The 17,167-nt window shown below is 45.9% G+C and carries 17 protein-coding genes and 2 pseudogenes; 12 read left to right on the forward strand and 7 right to left on the reverse strand.

From position 1 onward, the window contains the following. Positions 1-290 precede the first annotated feature (290 nt). The 3 genes from EIZ58_RS29320 to EIZ58_RS29330 all read right to left on the reverse strand — a co-directional run bounded on the left by EIZ58_RS29320 (position 291) and on the right by EIZ58_RS29330 (position 3,343). Positions 291-1,082 carry a nuclease-related domain-containing protein gene (locus tag EIZ58_RS29320; RefSeq protein WP_167578035.1) on the reverse strand — a complete coding sequence of 264 codons (792 nt, stop codon included), beginning with the start codon at positions 1,080-1,082 and terminating at the stop codon, positions 291-293. A gap of 137 nt (positions 1,083-1,219) precedes the next feature. After that, positions 1,220-2,002: a carbon-nitrogen hydrolase family protein gene (locus tag EIZ58_RS29325; protein WP_134704542.1), complete on the reverse strand. Its 783-nt coding sequence runs from the start codon at positions 2,000-2,002 to the stop codon at positions 1,220-1,222. After that, positions 2,003-3,343 carry an APC family permease gene (locus EIZ58_RS29330; RefSeq protein ID WP_134704543.1) on the reverse strand — a complete coding sequence of 447 codons (1,341 nt, stop codon included), beginning with the start codon at positions 3,341-3,343 and terminating at the stop codon, positions 2,003-2,005. A 220-nt stretch (positions 3,344-3,563) separates the two neighbouring features. Between EIZ58_RS29330 and EIZ58_RS29335 the strand changes: the two genes are divergently transcribed. From EIZ58_RS29335 to EIZ58_RS29350, 4 genes are all read left to right on the forward strand, one after another. After that, positions 3,564-4,820 carry a sigma-54 interaction domain-containing protein gene (locus EIZ58_RS29335; RefSeq protein ID WP_240689455.1) on the forward strand — a complete coding sequence of 419 codons (1,257 nt, stop codon included), beginning with the start codon at positions 3,564-3,566 and terminating at the stop codon, positions 4,818-4,820. 3 nt (positions 4,821-4,823) lie between these two features. Continuing rightward, positions 4,824-5,618 carry a carbon-nitrogen hydrolase family protein gene (locus tag EIZ58_RS29340; RefSeq protein ID WP_134704544.1) on the forward strand — a complete coding sequence of 265 codons (795 nt, stop codon included), beginning with the start codon at positions 4,824-4,826 and terminating at the stop codon, positions 5,616-5,618. Positions 5,619-5,790: 172 nt separating this feature from the next. Beyond that, positions 5,791-6,186 (forward strand): DoxX family protein, encoded by a 396-nt coding sequence (locus tag EIZ58_RS29345; protein WP_134704545.1) that lies wholly within the window; start codon positions 5,791-5,793, stop codon positions 6,184-6,186. A gap of 60 nt (positions 6,187-6,246) precedes the next feature. Further along, positions 6,247-6,951 (forward strand): pirin family protein, encoded by a 705-nt coding sequence (locus tag EIZ58_RS29350; protein ID WP_134704546.1) that lies wholly within the window; start codon positions 6,247-6,249, stop codon positions 6,949-6,951. Between the two features lie 139 nt (positions 6,952-7,090). On the opposite strand, the gene EIZ58_RS34960 is transcribed toward EIZ58_RS29350, so the two are convergent. Continuing rightward, on the reverse strand, positions 7,091-7,213 hold the full coding sequence (locus EIZ58_RS34960; protein WP_255438465.1) for a hypothetical protein: 123 nt from the start codon (positions 7,211-7,213) through the stop codon (positions 7,091-7,093). Between the two features lie 242 nt (positions 7,214-7,455). Between EIZ58_RS34960 and EIZ58_RS29355 the strand changes: the two genes are divergently transcribed. From EIZ58_RS29355 to EIZ58_RS29390, 8 genes and pseudogenes are all read left to right on the forward strand, one after another. After that, a complete protein-coding gene (locus EIZ58_RS29355; RefSeq protein WP_134704547.1) occupies positions 7,456-7,629 on the forward strand; it encodes a YezD family protein in 174 nt (57 codons plus the stop codon). A gap of 141 nt (positions 7,630-7,770) precedes the next feature. Beyond that, the gene (locus tag EIZ58_RS29360; protein WP_134704548.1) at positions 7,771-8,829 is read left to right on the forward strand and encodes a sulfate ABC transporter substrate-binding protein; all 1,059 of its coding nucleotides are present in this window, start codon (positions 7,771-7,773) and stop codon (positions 8,827-8,829) included. Positions 8,830-8,856: 27 nt separating this feature from the next. After that, a complete protein-coding gene (cysT, locus tag EIZ58_RS29365; protein ID WP_134704549.1) occupies positions 8,857-9,693 on the forward strand; it encodes a sulfate ABC transporter permease subunit CysT in 837 nt (278 codons plus the stop codon). Positions 9,694-9,707: 14 nt separating this feature from the next. Then, entirely contained in the window at positions 9,708-10,577 is an 870-nt protein-coding gene (cysW, locus tag EIZ58_RS29370) for a sulfate ABC transporter permease subunit CysW (protein ID WP_134704550.1), read from the forward strand. Continuing rightward, positions 10,574-11,695 carry a sulfate/molybdate ABC transporter ATP-binding protein gene (locus EIZ58_RS29375; RefSeq protein ID WP_134704551.1) on the forward strand — a complete coding sequence of 374 codons (1,122 nt, stop codon included), beginning with the start codon at positions 10,574-10,576 and terminating at the stop codon, positions 11,693-11,695. The genes cysW and EIZ58_RS29375 overlap by 4 nt, the downstream gene beginning before the upstream one ends. A gap of 241 nt (positions 11,696-11,936) precedes the next feature. Then, positions 11,937-12,860: an aldo/keto reductase gene (locus EIZ58_RS29380; RefSeq protein ID WP_134704552.1), complete on the forward strand. Its 924-nt coding sequence runs from the start codon at positions 11,937-11,939 to the stop codon at positions 12,858-12,860. Positions 12,861-12,864: 4 nt separating this feature from the next. Continuing rightward, a pseudogene (locus tag EIZ58_RS34965) lies at positions 12,865-13,083 on the forward strand (zinc ribbon domain-containing protein); the annotation flags it as partial. Positions 13,084-13,232: 149 nt separating this feature from the next. Further along, positions 13,233-13,817 (forward strand): annotated as a pseudogene (locus EIZ58_RS29390) (threonine synthase); the annotation flags it as partial. Between the two features lie 65 nt (positions 13,818-13,882). Here the strand turns inward: EIZ58_RS29390 and EIZ58_RS29395 are convergent. The 3 genes from EIZ58_RS29395 to EIZ58_RS29405 form a co-directional block, all read right to left on the reverse strand. Continuing rightward, the gene (locus EIZ58_RS29395) at positions 13,883-14,344 is read right to left on the reverse strand and encodes a cysteine dioxygenase (RefSeq protein ID WP_134704554.1); all 462 of its coding nucleotides are present in this window, start codon (positions 14,342-14,344) and stop codon (positions 13,883-13,885) included. A gap of 301 nt (positions 14,345-14,645) precedes the next feature. Further along, positions 14,646-16,769: a heavy metal translocating P-type ATPase gene (locus EIZ58_RS29400; protein WP_134704555.1), complete on the reverse strand. Its 2,124-nt coding sequence runs from the start codon at positions 16,767-16,769 to the stop codon at positions 14,646-14,648. Further along, the gene (locus tag EIZ58_RS29405) at positions 16,750-17,136 is read right to left on the reverse strand and encodes an ArsR/SmtB family transcription factor (RefSeq protein WP_134704556.1); all 387 of its coding nucleotides are present in this window, start codon (positions 17,134-17,136) and stop codon (positions 16,750-16,752) included. The genes EIZ58_RS29400 and EIZ58_RS29405 overlap by 20 nt, the downstream gene beginning before the upstream one ends. Positions 17,137-17,167: the final 31 nt, after the last annotated feature.

Genomic DNA, 17,167 nt, shown 5'->3' on the forward strand with positions numbered 1-17,167 from the left:
AAACCCAGCCGAAGCCCGTATCGGGGCACCAAAGCACCTGTTTGATGCCCTCCACCCCCGCCGAAGCCCGGATCAGGGCACCAAAGTCGCAGTTTGATGCCCTCAAATCCCGCCAAAGCCCGGATTCGGGCACCACCCCCCTGTTTGATGCCCTCCACCCCCGCCGAAGCCCGAATCCGGGCACCACCCTAATCTAATCCCTTCGAATAAAAGAACAAGTCTTAGCATGTCCTACCAAGGTAAAGTTGTTTAATAAGATATTTCGGATAACTTTTTTAGACACTAATTCGCTACACCAGGTATGTATTTTGGTTGGTGGTTAGTTTAAGGTGAGGAAACAGCATTCTATATTCCTCTACATTTCGAAGGATGGCATGATGGTAGGGTTCTAAAGTATTGCATGAATGGCAAACTAAAGCGTTCTTAATAATGCTTGAATACATTCTTTTACAATGGGGGCAGGGTATACCTTTCTTCAGTTGATCGAAATGATATTTAGGTAAACGACTGTATGGGGAATCTGTTAAATGGGTAGATAATAACTTTGCGGCTAAGTTGGAGTGGGTATCTTTTAGGATCGAGGGTGACTTTGCTAATCTTCCAATAAATCGTTGGAGCTGGGTGGGGAAAATAATGGAGAGATTTGGGGGACAGTTGTAGAGGTGAAATTCGGGGTTAATAAAGATTACGTAAGACATGATGGGAAAAGGAAATCCCAAATCTTGAAGTAACCGCCTCATTAAACTTTCATTGCGCTGCAATTGGAGGAGGGGATTTTTTATTTCGTTTTTGGAAAGGGAGTGCCAACGATCTTCTTCTATATAGTAGTCACCTTCAAAATTTTTTACTTCAAAAAGATAAACTTTATCCATGTCAATTACGAACGAATCAACTTGTAATAAGGTATGATTGTACTCTAGTAATAAGTCGTGAAGGATCAGTCTACTGTTGGCTAATGACTCTATCCATTTATCAAATTCTTGTTCCCCTCTAAAGCCTTTTTCAAGATTTGAAAAATAAGTTTGGTCATTCGGTGTTAGTTCCATTCGGGCGTTTAATGATCTCAGGATTCTTAGTTCCAACGATTCACTTCGTGGTTTCATGATCAATGGCTCTCTCTCCCATCTATTCTAATATTTTTATCATATTTCGGACGTGAAAAATTAGCAAGTGGAAAGGCCTGACCTCATCCACTCTGGAAAAATGTCAGGCCATCCTTCTATCGATACAGCTCGGGTCTGCGTTCCTTTAAGTAATGGTAATTGTGACTAGCATGGGGGGCCAAATCGAGCTTGGCCATCCCAATCGTTTCTTCATCCCTTTGCAGATCCAATACGATTGTCCCGTTAGGATGAACCACGAGGCTTTCCCCGTGATATTCGTAGTGATCATTGGTTCCTATGCGGTTGCAATATACGACATGGCATTGGTTCTCCATGGCGCGGGCCTGACTGAAGATGCGGTGCTGATTCTCGTAAGGGGTCATATTAGCCGAATTGACGAGCAGCACTTGCGCTCCCTGCATGGATAAAGTTCTAGCTGGCTCGGGAAACTCAATATCGTAGCAGGTTAGCATGCCGAACGTAACGCCTTCGAGCTCAAAGGTATCCAAGTGGTCTCCTTTTGAAAACAGTTGGTTTTCATCGGTAAAAAGGTGGGCTTTGCGATAATAGTGCTGGGGTTCACCTTCCTTATCCACCAGACACGAGGTAATGTATACGTTGTTACCCTCAGATTCCATAAACGAGTAGACCACATGGATGGGGTACTTGTGGATAATACGTTGGATCGTCTTTAGTGTGTGCCCGTTTCTTGCTTCCGCAAGTTGGAAAAGCTGCTCTCTTTCCACGAGACCGGTGACGATCAGCTCGGGCAAAAGGAGTAGATCAGCGGATAGCTGATGGGCTTCTTGGATGACTTGTTCGATTTTTTTTAAGTTAGCTTCCTTATCGCCGTCTTGTATAGGAATTTGGGCAAGCGCGATGTTCCATTCTTTTTTCATTTATACGACCTCGTCCATTTTTAAGTCTGCTGGCTGCTGTTTAAATCCTTTTGTCAAATAGACTAAATACATGAGTCCTAAAGCTGCCCATATCATGCCGTATTGTTTGGCCATGGGGTCTAAGCTCCACAGTAAAAGAACGTTAAGTACTGCTCCGATTAATGGGATGATGAGATTGAAAATCAAACCGCTTCCAGAACGTTCATTGTTTTTCCCGTAGTAATGGACAATCACGGATAGGTTGACCATGGTAAAGGCGGCAAAAGCGCCAAAGTTGATGCAGGATGCTGCACTTAAGACATCAAACCGGATCGCGAAGAGTCCGATGAGTCCGATCAGGATAAGTGTGATGACAGGCGTTTGATACTTGGGACTGATATAGCCAAAGATTGCTTTTGGCAATACGGAGTCACGGCCCATGGCGTAAAGAAGGCGGGAGGCAGAAGCTTGCGCCGATAAACCTGAGGTAAATTGGGCGATGATCAGCCCGGCCAAAAAGATCGCGCTGAATAAATTTCCGCCTACCATATACGCCAGCTCATCCCCTGCGGTAGCCATATCTTTAAACTGAGTGTAATCAGGAAAGACCAGATGGGCTAGGTAGGATACGCCAATGAACGTGATTCCTCCGATGAAGGCGGTCAGCATGATCGCTCGCGGCATCGTTTTGACTGGATCTTTGGTTTCTTCTGTAAAGGTCGTAATCGCATCAAAGCCTAAAAAGGAATAGCAGGCAATGGCCGCACCGGCTAAAACGAAATGGAATGAAGTGCCTTCATTGAAAAACGGCTGGATCGAAAATAGGGTGGCTGCCCCGGTTCCGGTCAACAGGCTTCGGATGCTTAACAGAATGAAAATGCCAATGACTAAAAACTGAAAGATCATAAGCAAAAAGTTCACTTTATTACTCACGCGGACCCCTAGAATGTTGACTGCCGTGGTTAGAAGAATAAAGGCGACAATCCAGACCCACATCGGTACGCTAGGGAAAAGGGTGCCAAAATACAGGGCTCCTATCAGCCAGATGACCATCGGAATGAAAACGTAATCAAGGAGAATCGCCCAACCTACCATGAAGCCAACATGGGCATTGAAGGTTTTTCTGGTAAACGTATAGGCAGATCCGGCGATAGGGTAAGCCTTTACCATTTTTCCGTAGCTGTAAGCCGTAAAGAGCATGGCGACGAGGGCGAGAACAAAGGTTGGGACCACGGCACCATGGCTGGCCTCGGCGAGCGTGCCGTACATCCCAAACACGATCATGGGAGTTAAGTAAGCAAGTCCAAATAAGACTACTTGATACAAGCTGAGCTCTCGTTTTAAGGCTGTTTCTTCCGTCATAAAATTCCTCCTCTAAGTTGATTGACTAATTTATACGCAAGAACGGTGCCAATTCGCTCAACTTATTAAATTCAGTTGATTTAGAAAGCTAGAGAACCTATAATGGGCATAAAGATGATTTTTTTCATCAAAACCAACGGTATCGTTCATGAATTTTTTCATCATCATGATTTTTTTCATCACCCTTCCCTCGTGGAAGAAAGAAACGGGAGGAGAGACCATGCCTCAACATGTAGCCGGAATACAAGGGGGCTTATCCTTACTATTGGATGGGCATCTTTACATTCGTTCGATTGCTGCGGATGGACAGGCGAACGACCCAGGCGAGATTTTTCAGATAGGATCATCCCTCCATGATGTAGATTGGGGTGCTTACTTCGTGACCCCACCAGAAATCGGTAAGCCTATCCAGTCGCTGATGTCCCACCAGGGAGAAATGGTGGCTTATAGTTGGAAAGAAATAAGAAATCCAGCGGCCGACGGGATTGAATTCGTCCTCACCCTGCTTAATTTATCTACTATACCATCAACGGCCCTTGCGATCGAGGAAAGTTTGGACACCGGGGAAAATCGTCTGATCATGAAGTCAGAAACGATGCAGCGAGTCATGAAAATTATTCATGCCGTAGCGCAGGTCGATTCCACCGTTCTTCTGCTTGGGGAATCAGGGGTGGGGAAAAGTGCCATTGCCCATCTGATCCATCGTACCAGTAGTCGGGCGAATAAACCGTTTATCTCCGTCAATTGCGGAGCCTTTCCTGAGCATCTTATCGAAGCAGAGTTGTTTGGCTATGAGCATGGGTCCTTTACAGGCGGGAAAAAGGGCGGGGCCATGGGCCTGTTTGAGGTTGCCCACGAGGGAACCATTTTTCTCGATGAAATTGCGGAGCTTCCTTATAGTCTGCAGGCAAAGCTGCTCAATGTACTGCAGGAAAATACGATCCGCAAAGTAGGCAGCACAGTAAACAAGAAAATCAATGTGCGAATCCTTGCCGCTACTAATAAAGATCTAGCCCAGATGGTAAAAGAAAAGTCTTTTCGGGAGGATTTGTTTTATCGTTTGAATGTGGTACCTTTGACCATTCCCTCACTCCGCGAGAGAAAAGAGGACATTCCTGACCTAATTGATTATTTCCTATCTAAATACAATAAAAAATACGGATTGTTCATGCAGCTTCGTCCTCAAGTGAAGGATGAATTGCTTCATTACAACTGGCCTGGAAATATCAGAGAGTTAGAAAATAGAATTGAGAGAATGGTTGTAACAAATAGCCAAGAGGGCTTAGATCAACGCGAACCGTCTAAATCAGATGAGGAGGCCGTGTTTCCTCCGTTAAAGCAAGCGAAGAAGCAGCTGGAAAAAGAGTTGATTCTAAAAGCGTATCAATTGTACGCTAACACGTACAAAGTGGCAGAAGTCTTGGAAGTTGATCAGTCCACTATCGTAAAAAAATTAAAGGAATACAGAAAGGGATAGCCTATGTCGACCTGGAATTTGGGTTTAGCACAATTAAGGAGCAGTTTGTTTGAAAAGGAAACCAATCTTCGCCGTGTGCTCGAAGCCATGTCCATGGCCAGCAGCAAGCAGGCAAGTTATGTCTTGTTTCCTGAACTATATATGACCGGCTATTTTTTAGGGGAGCGGGTATTCGATTTGGCTGAACCCTTGGAGGGAGAGACCATTACGAGAATACGAGAACAAGCCAAACGGCTCAATACCGGGGCCATCATCGGATTTCCGGAGCGAGAAGGGGATAACATCTATAATTCTGCGGCTTTCATCAGCCGCCAAGGCGAGATTCTCGGTACCTATAGAAAATGTCATCTTTTTGACCAGGAGAAGCTCTATTTCTCCCCAGGTGAACAAGCTCCGGTGTTTGAAGCTCCAGAAGGCAAATTTGGGATCATGATTACGTATGATATGGAGTTTCCGGAGCTGGCCCGGGTCCTTGCAATCAAAGGAGCCCAAGTGATCCTGATCCTCAGCTCAAATATGATCCCTTATCAGCCCTATCAGCATATTTACCTGCGCGCAAGAGCGATTGAAAATCACGTGTTTGTGGCCACGGCGAATAAGGTAGGACTAGAGAACGACACCTTGTTTTTTGGCGAAAGCGAAATTATCCACCCGACAGGAACCTCGTTATACAAGTCCTTGAACAACGAGGATCTTGCGGTGGTTCCAATCACGCTTACCGAAACCTCCTCTTCCAAAGGGGTCCTCAATTATATGGAAAATCGGCGGGGGGACCTGTACCGCCGGGAGGGGTTATAAAAATAACATAGCCTGAATCTAGCTTGCTCACAACCCAGCCCAATTTGGCTGGGTTTTAATATTTTTTTAAAAGTATCTTGACAAAAATAAGTACAAAACAGTATGATACTTACATAAAGTTAGTTATAACAAAAAGTAAGTAAATAATAAAAGGTAAAAGGAGAGGGTAGATATGATGGATCTAGGTCTTTTAATCATTCGATTAGTTATAGGTCTAACTTTTATGGGACATGGCGCGCAGAAGTTATTTGGTTGGTTCGGAGGGTATGGACCGAAAGGAACCGGTGGTTGGATGGAATCAATCGGAATGAAGCCCGGTGTCCTGCTAGCCATTCTTGCAGGATTAAGTGAATTCGTAGGTGGCTTGCTTTTTGCTGCGGGATTATTAACGCCAGTGGGAGCTCTACTTATCGCGGCAACCATGGTGGTGGCGATTTTGAAAGTACATGGACCAAACGGTTTTTGGGGTGATAAGGGAGGATTTGAGTATCAATTGGTGTTGATTGCGGTGGTGATCGGTGTGGCTCTTATCGGTGCCGGTTCTTATTCCTTTGATGCAGGGCTATAAGGTTACTCGTGTGTTACGATGAAGTATATGGGGAAAATAAAATTAAAATAGGAGGTTATTATGATTAAGGTATATCCAGCAGAATCACGTTTTACAGCCAATCACGGGTGGTTAAAGAGTTCTCATAGTTTTTCGTTTGCTGATTACTATGACCCGAATAATATGAATTTTGGTCCTCTACGTGTATTAAATGATGATTTCGTTGCCCCAGGCAATGGATTCGGAGCGCATCCTCACCGGGATATGGAGATTGTCTCCATCGTTCTTAAAGGGGAATTGAAACATCAAGATAATACAGGGAGCTCGGAGGTTGTTCGTCCGGGAGAAATCCAAAGGATGACGGCAGGAACCGGTGTGGTTCATTCTGAATTTAATCCCTCTGACACGGAAGAGGTGAACTTCCTTCAACTTTGGTTTATGCCCGAGAGAACTGGACTGTCGCCGTCTTATGAGCAAAAAGCATATGACCAGAATGCCATGAAAAATCAGTTTCTCCCTATCGTTTCGAACCGTGTTCAATCTGAACAGGTGGCGTTCATCCATCAAGATTTAACCTTGTATCTGTCCGAGTTAGAGGCAGGAAAAGCACTGACCTATACTCAAGAGGCCAATCGTAAAATTTTTCTGTTTGTAATTGAAGGCGATCTGACTTTAAACGGAGAGACGAAGTTAAAAACACGCGATTCCGCAAGAATCACGGACGTTACGGAATTGAACTTTGAGGCGAATTCAAACGCGAAAGTTATGTTGATTGATTTACCTTAAATGGGAAGTTTTTGCTGACTCTACGAAGAAAAGCAAACCGATTTGAAACGGTTTGCTTTTTTCTTTTTGAGAATTACTGCGAAAATGATGGCTGAACTCATGCATGAGCAATTGCAGAATAAGGAGGTATGAGAATGAATTAGGCCTCTCGCTGTCGAGTCGGCCCATGATTTTTACTTGTTTTTTGAGGGGCAGCCCATGGACGGAAGATGGTCGCTGTGTCCTCATCTGTAACGGCTTTCTTCGGTGCGATAGCAAACAACTTCACCTCTTCATAGGATAATTCTGACTTGACAGGTAGGTTTTATTGGATTAATATTAGTCTATAAAATTTTAAGAACGGGCCAACCGACTCATCGGAGGTTCAAGGGATTAGATTTTTGGGGAGGTGAATTCACCTACGGAACTACTAATGAATATACCTATGTTATAAATTATTTCTTAAAATCTCGACTGGTTTACTCAAGAATAGTGTTTTGAACACGAAGAAAAGGAGGAAGAAACTTGTCAAAGCGTCAGATTGATGAGTCTTTGGTGGAGAAAATCCTTCGATCCCTAGAAGGGCTCGAATACGGCTCGGTTCATATTACTATACATGATTCTAAAATCACCCAAATTGAAAGAGTGGAAAAACAGCGCTTCCCTTTAGAAAAGAATTCGTTGAAAAAGGGAGTGTAAGCCATCATTCTAATTTAATATCGTTTGGCCGATCGGACCACCGAAGGCTCCTTTAGTCTAGCAACGTTATTTTGGTTGCGGGATTAGTGGAGCTTTTTTTGTTGACCAAAAATTTAGGTACTAAAAAGGGGGAGATTTAAGATGTTGAAAAAATTAGCCTTTTCTTTACTCGCAAGCAGCTTACTGGTGGGGTTAGTCGGATGCGGCACCAGCCAAACCCAGCCGGCTTCTACTCCTGCGCCTGCTTCAGAAGTCAAGCAAGAACAGAAGCCGGTGGAATTGCTGAATGTATCGTACGATCCGACGAGAGAGCTGTACCAGGAGTTTAATGCTAGCTTCGCTTCCAAGTGGGAACAACAGACGGGACAAAAAGTAACGATCAATCAGTCACATGGGGGTTCTGGAAAGCAATCCCGCTCGGTGATCGATGGGCTAGAAGCCGACGTTGTTACTTTAGCCTTGGCCTATGATATTGACGCCATTGCGGAGCATGGTCTAATTCCAGCTGATTGGCAGCAGAAGCTGCCGGATAACAGTGCCCCTTACACCTCAACCATTGTGTTTCTTGTTCGTAAAGACAATCCAAAAGGCATCAAGGATTGGGATGATCTGGTGAAGCCGGGTGTATCCGTCATTACCCCGAACCCAAAAACCTCCGGGGGAGCACGCTGGAATTACCTTGCCGCGTGGGGGTACGCTCTGAAAAAGCATAATGGAGACGAAACGAAAGCGAAGGAATTCGTCACCCAGCTGTTTAAGAACGTTCCTGTTCTCGACTCTGGGGCAAGGGGCTCGACCACCACGTTTGTAGAGCGCGGCATTGGGGATGTGTTGCTCGCATGGGAGAACGAAGCGTTCCTGGCGGTCAATGAACTGGGCAAGGATAAATTTGAAATCATTGTGCCTTCTGTAAGTATTCTTGCGGAGCCCCCCATTGCGATTGTCGATAAAGTCGTCGATAAAAAAGGAACGCGTGAAATCGCTCAGGCGTATCTGGAACATCTCTATAGCGAAGAAGGCCAAGAGCTGGCAGCGAAACACTATTTCCGCCCGCGTTCTCAAGCCGTAGCAGCAAAATACGCCGATAAATACCCGCAAGTGGAGCTATTTACGATTGATCAGGTATTCGGTGGCTGGCAAAACGCCCAAAAGATCCACTTTGCCGATCAAGGCATTTTTGACGAGATCTACAAACCTTAGTCCCAAAGTAGAAAAAGGAGTGTCAACATGAGTAAAAGGTTAAAGCAAAGCAGCATCTTGCCCGGATTTGGACTTTCGATGGGCTATACCCTGGTTTACCTCAGTTTAATTGTACTGATCCCGCTTGCGGTTCTGTTTATGAAGACGACGACGTTAAGCTGGATGCAGTTTTGGGAGACCGTGACTGCGGATCGAGTGGTCGCCTCCTATAAGCTTACGTTTACCGCTTCCCTCGTCGCGGCTAGCCTGAATGCGGTATTTGGATTAATCATTGCTTGGGTATTAGTCCGTTATGAATTTCCTGGCAAGCGGATCGTAGACGGCATCGTCGATTTGCCGTTTGCGTTGCCGACAGCGGTAGCGGGGATTGCCCTGACCGCAATCTATGCCCCGAATGGATGGATTGGTCAATACTTGGACCCCTTAGGGATTAAAGTGGCGTTTACGCCGCTAGGGATCATGATTGCTTTAACCTTTATCGGACTTCCTTTTGTCGTTCGCACCGTCCAGCCGGTTCTCCAGGACTTGGATAAACAGGTTGAAGAAGCGGCTGCCACCTTGGGAGCCACACGATGGCAAACCTTTAGGCGGGTTATCTTCCCGCCTTTGCTCCCCGCTCTGTTTACGGGGTTTACGCTGGCCTTCGCCCGGGCCCTGGGGGAGTATGGATCCGTAGTTTTCATTTCCGGCAATATGCCGATGAAAACGGAGATTACCCCATTGCTGATCATCACGAAGTTAGAACAATTTGATTACGCGGGAGCAACGGCCATTGCGTCCGTCGTGCTGGTCGCATCCTTTCTTTTACTGCTGCTCATCAACTTCCTTCAGTGGAAGAGCAGCAAGAAACATCTAGTTGGGTAAGGGGGAAGCCGTGTATGGCTAAAAGTGCTGCAGTCCAATCACCGGGAATACCGTATCCTCAGACGAGTGAGGGAAAAGGGGTCAGATGGCTCCTCATCGGCATCGCCTTAGCTTTTCTCGGTTTGTTCCTTATTGTTCCGCTCATTGCGGTGTTTTTTGAAGCCTTTAAAAAAGGAGTAGAGGTGTATTTTAGCTCCCTCTGGCATCCAGAGGCCCTGTCTGCGATCCGCTTGACGCTTCTTACGGCGATCATCGTTGTTCCGCTCAATCTTGTATTTGGCGTAGCCGCAGCCTGGGCGATCGCGAAATTTGAGTTTAGAGGAAAGAACTTTTTGATTACCCTGATCGACTTGCCTTTTGCGGTTTCTCCCGTCATCTCCGGTCTGATCTTTGTTTTATTGTTTGGTGCGCAGGGGGTGCTCGGTCCTTGGCTACAGGCGAACGACATCAAAATCATTTTTGCCGTCCCTGGCATTGTGTTAGCTACGATTTTTGTTACGTTCCCTTTTATTGCCCGCGAATTGATTCCCATTATGCAAGCGCAAGGAAGCGAGGAAGAAGAAGCCGCCCTTTCTCTAGGTGCGAATGGCTGGCAGACCTTTTGGCGGATCACGATTCCTAATGTCAAGTGGGGGCTACTGTACGGTGTGATTTTGTGTAACGCGAGAGCGATGGGAGAATTCGGAGCTGTATCCGTAGTGTCCGGTCATATCCGAGGCCAGACCAACACGATTCCGCTGCACGTGGAAATCTTGTATAACGAATACCAGTTTGCAGCGGCGTTTGCCGTTGCCTCTTTACTAGCCATTTTAGCCATCGTGACCTTAGTGGCCAAAAGTATCGTGGAATGGAAAGCAGAACATGACAGGGGGAATATCGAATGAGTATAGAGGTGCGACAGGTAACGAAACAATTCGGTTCTTTTCAAGCTTTGAAAGAAGTGAGTCTTGATATTCCGACAGGAGAGCTCGTGGCCCTATTAGGTCCATCCGGATCTGGAAAAACCACCTTGCTGCGGCTGATTGCCGGACTAGAAGGAACCGACCAGGGCCAAATTTTATTTAAAGGTGACGATACCACAAGCAAGTCGGTACGAGAACGGAAGGTCGGATTCGTTTTCCAGCATTACGCGCTATTCCGTCATATGAATATTTTCGATAATATTGCCTTCGGTCTTCAAGTTCGCCCGCGAAAAGAAAGGCCATCAAAAAAAGAGATCCATAAGCGTGTCCATGATTTGCTGGGGCTCGTTCAGCTCGAAGGATATGCGGGTCGCTTTCCTTCGCAGCTGTCCGGGGGACAACGGCAACGCGTGGCGCTAGCTCGGGCGCTGGCGGTAGAGCCGGAAGTCTTATTGTTGGATGAACCGTTTGGCGCGCTTGATGCGAAGGTTCGTCAAGAGCTGCGGCGCTGGTTGCGGGAGCTTCACGAAAAGCTTCACATTACCACCGTGTTCGTTACGCATGACCAGGAAGAAGCCCTGGAAATGGCCGACCGAGTTGTCGTGATGAGCCAAGGGCAAATCGAGCAAATTGGGACGCCGGAAGAGGTTTATCATGCTCCCGCTAATCCTTTTGTGTACAGCTTTTTGGGCCGCGTCAATTTATTCCAGGGGAGACAGGAGCAAGGGGAGTGGAGAGTGGCGGCTACCAAAGTCGATCTTCCTGCGAGTCTACCCAAAGAACACGTGCAAGCGGTCGGCTACATTCGTCCGCACGATATCGAGGTAAGCCGATCCTATGGAGAAAAGACTACGGTCCCGGCGTTGATTCGGCATATCCATGCAGTGGGGCCTACCGTCCGATTGGATCTGCGAGCAGCAGAGACCGAGGAGTTATTTGAAGTCGAGCTGACCAAAGAGCAATTTAAAACTCTTGATCTAGCCGTTGGGGATGAAGTGTATACTGGCTTGAGTAATATTAAGATTTTTGTGGATCGACATCTGGTCGAAACCCATGTAGAGAAAAGGGCTATAGTTGAAGCGCAGTCGGTTCCGGTGTAAGACATGATGAGAGTCCCTGAGCATTAATGGCAGGGACTTTCGTGTTGTCCGAATGAGGCTAGTATTCGGACAGGCTTAAGCTTTTTTCTCGCCTCCTTGTCCGAATCGAGGAATAACCCCTGAAATCCCTCCCCTGAGTTCTCCATCCAACTCTTGTAAAATTCTGTTATAATAGGAGAGAATGATAGCGGTAACAGTTTTGAGCGCATCAGGGCAGTAGAAGAAGCTAGGAGGATGGAATATGAGAACGATTAGACTTGGAACTAGCACATTAGAAGTCCCGGTTATTGCGGTCGGCTGCATGCGAATGAAATCGTTGAGCAAGAGCGGGGCTGAGTATTTTGTTCAGACGGCGCTAGAAGAAGGGGCAAATTTCTTCGACCATGCGGATATTTATGGGGGTGGCACTTGCGAAGAAATATTCGCGGATGCCGTACCTAGGAACGATGACTTTCGGGAGAAGATCATCCTGCAATCCAAGTGCGGCATTCGCAAGGACTTGGGCATGTTTGACTTCTCGAAAGAGTATATCCTGGAATCGGTGGATGGCATCCTAAGAAGGCTGAAAACCGATTATCTGGATATTTTGCTTTTGCACCGCCCGGATGCTTTAGTAGAGCCGGAAGAAGTGGCGGACGCTTTCGATATTCTAGAAAGCTCGGGAAAAGTGCGACATTTCGGTGTTTGCAATCAGAATCCCATGCAGATTCAGTTGCTACAGAAGTCGGTCAAGCAGCCGATTGTTGCCAATCAATTGCAATTAAGTATAACGAACGCAAACATGATTTCTAATGGAATTAATGTCAATATGGAAAATGAGTCCGCTGTTAATAGAGACGGCAGCGTGCTGGATTTTTGCAGACTAAATGATATCACCATCCAACCTTGGTCGCCTTTTCAATATGGATTTTTCGAGGGCGTATTTCTAGGAAATGAGAAATTCCCGGAACTCAACCAGAAGATCGATGAAATTGCAGCAAAATATGAAGTAAGCACCACCACCATCGCGATCGCATGGCTTTTGCGCCATCCTGCTAAGATGCAGCCGATCACTGGGACAATGAATTTAGACCGGCTAAAGGATTGTTGTAAAGCAGCTAATGTTTATTTGACGCGCCAAGAATGGTATGAAATTTATCGTGCCGCAGGGAATATACTTCCGTAATAACGTTTCGCATAAAGACCGTTTTGTTCGTTTCGGATATGAATGGTTTGAGCGTTTTTTACAGAATTGTGGAGTAGAAATTTTAATCGTGAATAACGAGAGTCTTAGTTTATCGGAACGAGTATTCCAGTGTGAAAACTGTCAGATGGAAATGGATCGTGACTTCAATGCAAGTCTCAACCTGAAATATGCAACAGAATATGCCATGATCACCACACGATAAGGTATATGTGTACGGTGGGCTATCATCGGAATTTACGCCTGTGGAGAGCCAAACTCACGATAGTAGCGAGCAAGTGGCGAGGTCGGGTTCGTAGAAGCAGGAAAAGTCTAGCATAAACAAATGAATATATTTGTTTTTGTTTTTAGTAGCAGCCTTACCGGATTGAGGGCAAGAAGACTATCGGTTTAGAAATCGCCGAACAGCTTCAATGGAAGGTTCACGATGTGATCTTGTATCCCACTGGAGGAGGAGTGGGGTTGATCGGCATATACAAAGCGCTAAAGGAGTTGCAGGAAATCGGTTGGATCGGAAGCAAAATGCCAAGATTCGTGGCTGTTCAAGCTTCCGGCTGTGCTCCCATTGTTAAGGCTTGGAAAGAAGGGAAAAGCGAGTCCGTGTTTTGGGAGAATGCGAGTACGGTGGCGTTCGGTATTACGGTTCCTAAAGCCCTAGGGGATTTCCTTGTCCTAGAAGCTATTTATGCAACCCATGGTTGTGCTATTGCGGTGAGTGATGTTGAAATTCTGGAAGAACAAAGAAGGTTGGCTGCCGCAGAAGGGGTGTTCGCTTGCCCAGAAGGAGCCGCGACTGTCCTAGCCGCTCGCCGTTTAGCCGAGCAAAAATGGATTCATGAAGATGAGGTTGTAGTCTCGATCAACACAGGGACGGGGATAAAATATCCGGAAACGGTTCAGGTTCAAGTGGCTTCCTTGGAGCCTGGAGACAGTATTTAACATCATCAAGCACAAACCAACTCTAAGGCGTTCCATTCTTCGTAGAGTCGATTTGTGCTTTTCGATTATTCTTGATAGACCGTTACATTTTGAAGAGGAGGAGAGTAGACGTGTAGGGATATCATGCGTTCGGTGTGGGGATTTGTCATTTTGTGGATGAGGCCTTTAGTAGAGGAGAATGATTGCCTTTTTCGGATCAAATGGGAAGAAACTTGTTTAATTACACCCTGGTTAGAGCGGTAGACCGAATTGATTAATTTTCCTTCTATTACTCTTGCAAAACCGATTGAATCGCCGTGATCGTGGATTGCCGTCTCCTTATTAGCCGGAAGATGGATGATAATGACTTCCAGCCAATCATTTCGGTAGATGACATTTCGTCCATAGGCATAATCATCTGGCTCCTTAACATAAGGAGCAACGGAAGAAGATAAGGTTGTCAATTTACCTAAAGCTTCCTCTAACTCTTCCAGTGTAGGATTGGTAAGTCTCCCAAAATGTTGATGGATACACTCAGGCAGTTCCATGATTGCTTTTCCTCCTCTGTCCCCATACCAAAGTTGAGTGAAACAGTCGGGAATTCTAGACTGTTGCATAGTACATATCTATCAATGAACAGATCATGGCGTACGCCCAATTGGGATGCTACCTATATGCAACTGGAGTTTTGGTGGGTTCTGGAGAGATGGCTTATAGAACATAAGTGGAGAATAGTCACTTAATTTATGTTTAATCCCCTTACTATCGTCGGTTCATTTCGTTTAGTTGATGATTATCCACCTAAACCCAAAAAGCCGATACCACCAATAAGGTGATATCGACCTATCTTTAATCTTTCACTCTCAGCAGTCTCAAACTGTTCAAGGTGACGAGTAAGGTAGCTCCCATATCTGCGAATATGGCCATCCATAGGGTCAGCCATCCAGGGACGATGAGCAGAAGGGCTACGGCCTTGATAGCCAACGAGAACGTAATATTTTGCTTAATGATGCGCAACGTTTGCCGACTCAGCCGAATAGTAAACGGTAATTTACTCAAATCGTCTGCCATTAAGGCGATATCAGCCGTTTCTAAAGCGGTGTCTGTTCCAGCCCCACCCATCGCGACACCTACCGTCGAAGCAGCCAATGCTGGGGCATCATTTACTCCATCGCCCACCATTGCCACTCTACTTCCATCACTTCTCAGTTTTTTGATAAAAGCTAACTTATCTTGCGGGAGAAGCTCTGCTTGCACTTCATCCACAGCTACCTGTTCACCAATCGCCAGTGCGGTTGCTCGATTATCCCCGGTGAGCATGATGGTTTTTTTCAAACCTAATTCGTGAAGTTTTTGAATCACTTGCTTGCTGTTCTCCCGAACCTGATCCGCTACGGCTAGAAGGGAGAGGATCAGGTGTTGAGTTCCTAAGATCATCACCGTTTTCCCTTGCTTTTGCAGCTGTTCAATTTGCTTCTTGGTTTCGTGGTCAATACGGCCTTCAAACAGCTCATCAAATAAGACAGGACTTCCTACGTAGTAAAGGCACTCGTTCACTTTCGCTTTAATTCCCTTTCCGGTGATTGAAGTAAAATCCTTGACAAGAATGCTGTTAAAATTAATCCCTTCCCGTTCAGCCTGGCGTATGATCGCGGAAGCTAAGGGATGTTGTGAGCCTTTTTCCAGTGCCGCTGCTATCCCTACTAATTGTTTTTTGTCCTCGTCAACAAGAACGACAATGTCGGTCACTTCAGGAACCCCTTGGGTGAGCGTACCGGTTTTATCAAAAGCAATAACGGATAAAGCCCCTGCTTCTTCAAGGTGTACACCACCTTTGATTAATACTCCATTCTTCGCGGCATTTCCTATCGCGGTCACAATGGAAACCGGTGTAGAAATTACTAAAGCACAAGGGCATCCCACCACGAGCACAGCCAATCCTCGATAGATCCATTCGCTCCAATCCCCGTTGATTACCATTGGAGGTATGACTGCAATGAAAAAAGCGACCAGCATAATAACCGGGGTGTAGTACTTCGCGAAACGGTCAACGAAAGCTTGAGAAGGAGCCCGTTCCGCTTGAGCCTCTTCGACTAAATGAATAATTTTAGCAATCGTGGTGTCTTCCACCCGTTTGGTGACCCGAACTTCTAGTAAACCTTCTTCGTTTAAGGTTCCAGCAAACACTTCATCGCCAACCGTTTTCGTAACCGGAACGGACTCTCCTGTGATCGATGCTTGGTTCACCGTTGAGGTTCCTTTGATAATTTCTCCATCCATCGCCAATTTTTGCCCCGGCTTCACGATCATGACATCGCCAACTTGGATCACATCTACCGGAATCATAATTTCTTGATTCCCTCGACGGATGAAGGCTTCTTTAGGGGAAATGTCCATCAAGGATCGAATCGACTGCCGTGCCTTATCCATCGAATAGGTTTCTAGGACCTCACTAATCGCGAAAAGGATGACGACAGTTGCCCCTTCCCCCCATTCGCCAATGGCGGCGGCTCCTAAGATCGCGACCGTCATCAGGGTTTTCATATCAAATTGCAAACGAATGAGATTGATTAACCCTGTTTTGAACAGACGCAAGCCTCCAATAATCATGGAAGTGGCATAAAGTAAGACAGAGGATAGACTATTTTCTCCGTCATACTCCGCAGCAAGCCATCCGCCGAGCAAAAATAGCACAGAAATCAACACGTTGATATTCTCTTTTTTGCGCCAGAACGGGACTTGAACTTCTTTTACGTGCTCAGGCGTAATTTTTAGATTCTCAAAGGCTCCGGCTTTTTCTAATTCTGCTATGGTAGTCTCACCATATACGGTCACTTTTGATGCACCGAAATTCACTTTCGCATCTTGGACACGGGGTAATTCCTTTACATTCTGTTCGAACCGAACAGCACAACCCGCTCAGGTGAATCCTTGAATTCGATAAGTGGTTTGATTAGGTGATTCTGGGTTCATGGGGGTCGGATACCTCCTTGCTATGAAGAAAGGCTAAAGTGATTAGCTGTTTCACATGATCATCATCAAGCGAATAGAATACTAACTTTCCTTCTTTTCGGTACTTCGCAAGGCCAAGATTTCTTAATAATCGTAAATGGTGGGATGCGGTTGCCATGGAACACCCCACGATATGGGCTACATCACAAACGCAAAGTTCCTCCTCTCGAGACAGGGCATAAGCCACTTTGACTCGTGTATCATCGGCAAGTGCTTTAAAAATCTTAGAAACGGATAGGGTATCCTGCTGACCAAGTTCGCCCTTCAGTCTGTTCACTTTCTCTTCGTCATAACAAAATACTTCACAATAATGATGGTGGTTCGCCATGTTTCACCTCATAATCAAATGGTCATTTGAT

Origin of the sequence: Ammoniphilus sp. YIM 78166, from assembly GCF_004522215.1 — a bacterium.
Taxonomy (GTDB): Bacteria; Bacillota; Bacilli; order Aneurinibacillales; family RAOX-1; genus YIM-78166.

Bases quoted from the DNA above. Each gene is read 5' to 3' on its own strand.
- EIZ58_RS29325 (WP_134704542.1), bottom strand. From the start codon at position 2,002: ATGAAAAAAGAATGGAACATCGCGCTTGCCCAAATTCCTATACAAGAC.
- EIZ58_RS29330 (WP_134704543.1), bottom strand. From the start codon at position 3,343: ATGACGGAAGAAACAGCCTTAAAACGAGAGCTCAGCTTGTATCAAGTA.
- EIZ58_RS29335 (WP_240689455.1), top strand. From the start codon at position 3,564: ATGCCTCAACATGTAGCCGGAATACAAGGGGGCTTATCCTTACTATTG.
- EIZ58_RS29340 (WP_134704544.1), top strand. From the start codon at position 4,824: ATGTCGACCTGGAATTTGGGTTTAGCACAATTAAGGAGCAGTTTGTTT.
- EIZ58_RS29345 (WP_134704545.1), top strand. From the start codon at position 5,791: ATGATGGATCTAGGTCTTTTAATCATTCGATTAGTTATAGGTCTAACT.
- EIZ58_RS29350 (WP_134704546.1), top strand. From the start codon at position 6,247: ATGATTAAGGTATATCCAGCAGAATCACGTTTTACAGCCAATCACGGG.
- EIZ58_RS29360 (WP_134704548.1), top strand. From the start codon at position 7,771: ATGTTGAAAAAATTAGCCTTTTCTTTACTCGCAAGCAGCTTACTGGTG.
- cysT (WP_134704549.1), top strand. From the start codon at position 8,857: ATGAGTAAAAGGTTAAAGCAAAGCAGCATCTTGCCCGGATTTGGACTT.
- cysW (WP_134704550.1), top strand. From the start codon at position 9,708: ATGGCTAAAAGTGCTGCAGTCCAATCACCGGGAATACCGTATCCTCAG.
- EIZ58_RS29375 (WP_134704551.1), top strand. From the start codon at position 10,574: ATGAGTATAGAGGTGCGACAGGTAACGAAACAATTCGGTTCTTTTCAA.
- EIZ58_RS29380 (WP_134704552.1), top strand. From the start codon at position 11,937: ATGAGAACGATTAGACTTGGAACTAGCACATTAGAAGTCCCGGTTATT.
- EIZ58_RS29395 (WP_134704554.1), bottom strand. From the start codon at position 14,344: ATGGAACTGCCTGAGTGTATCCATCAACATTTTGGGAGACTTACCAAT.
- EIZ58_RS29405 (WP_134704556.1), bottom strand. From the start codon at position 17,136: ATGGCGAACCACCATCATTATTGTGAAGTATTTTGTTATGACGAAGAG.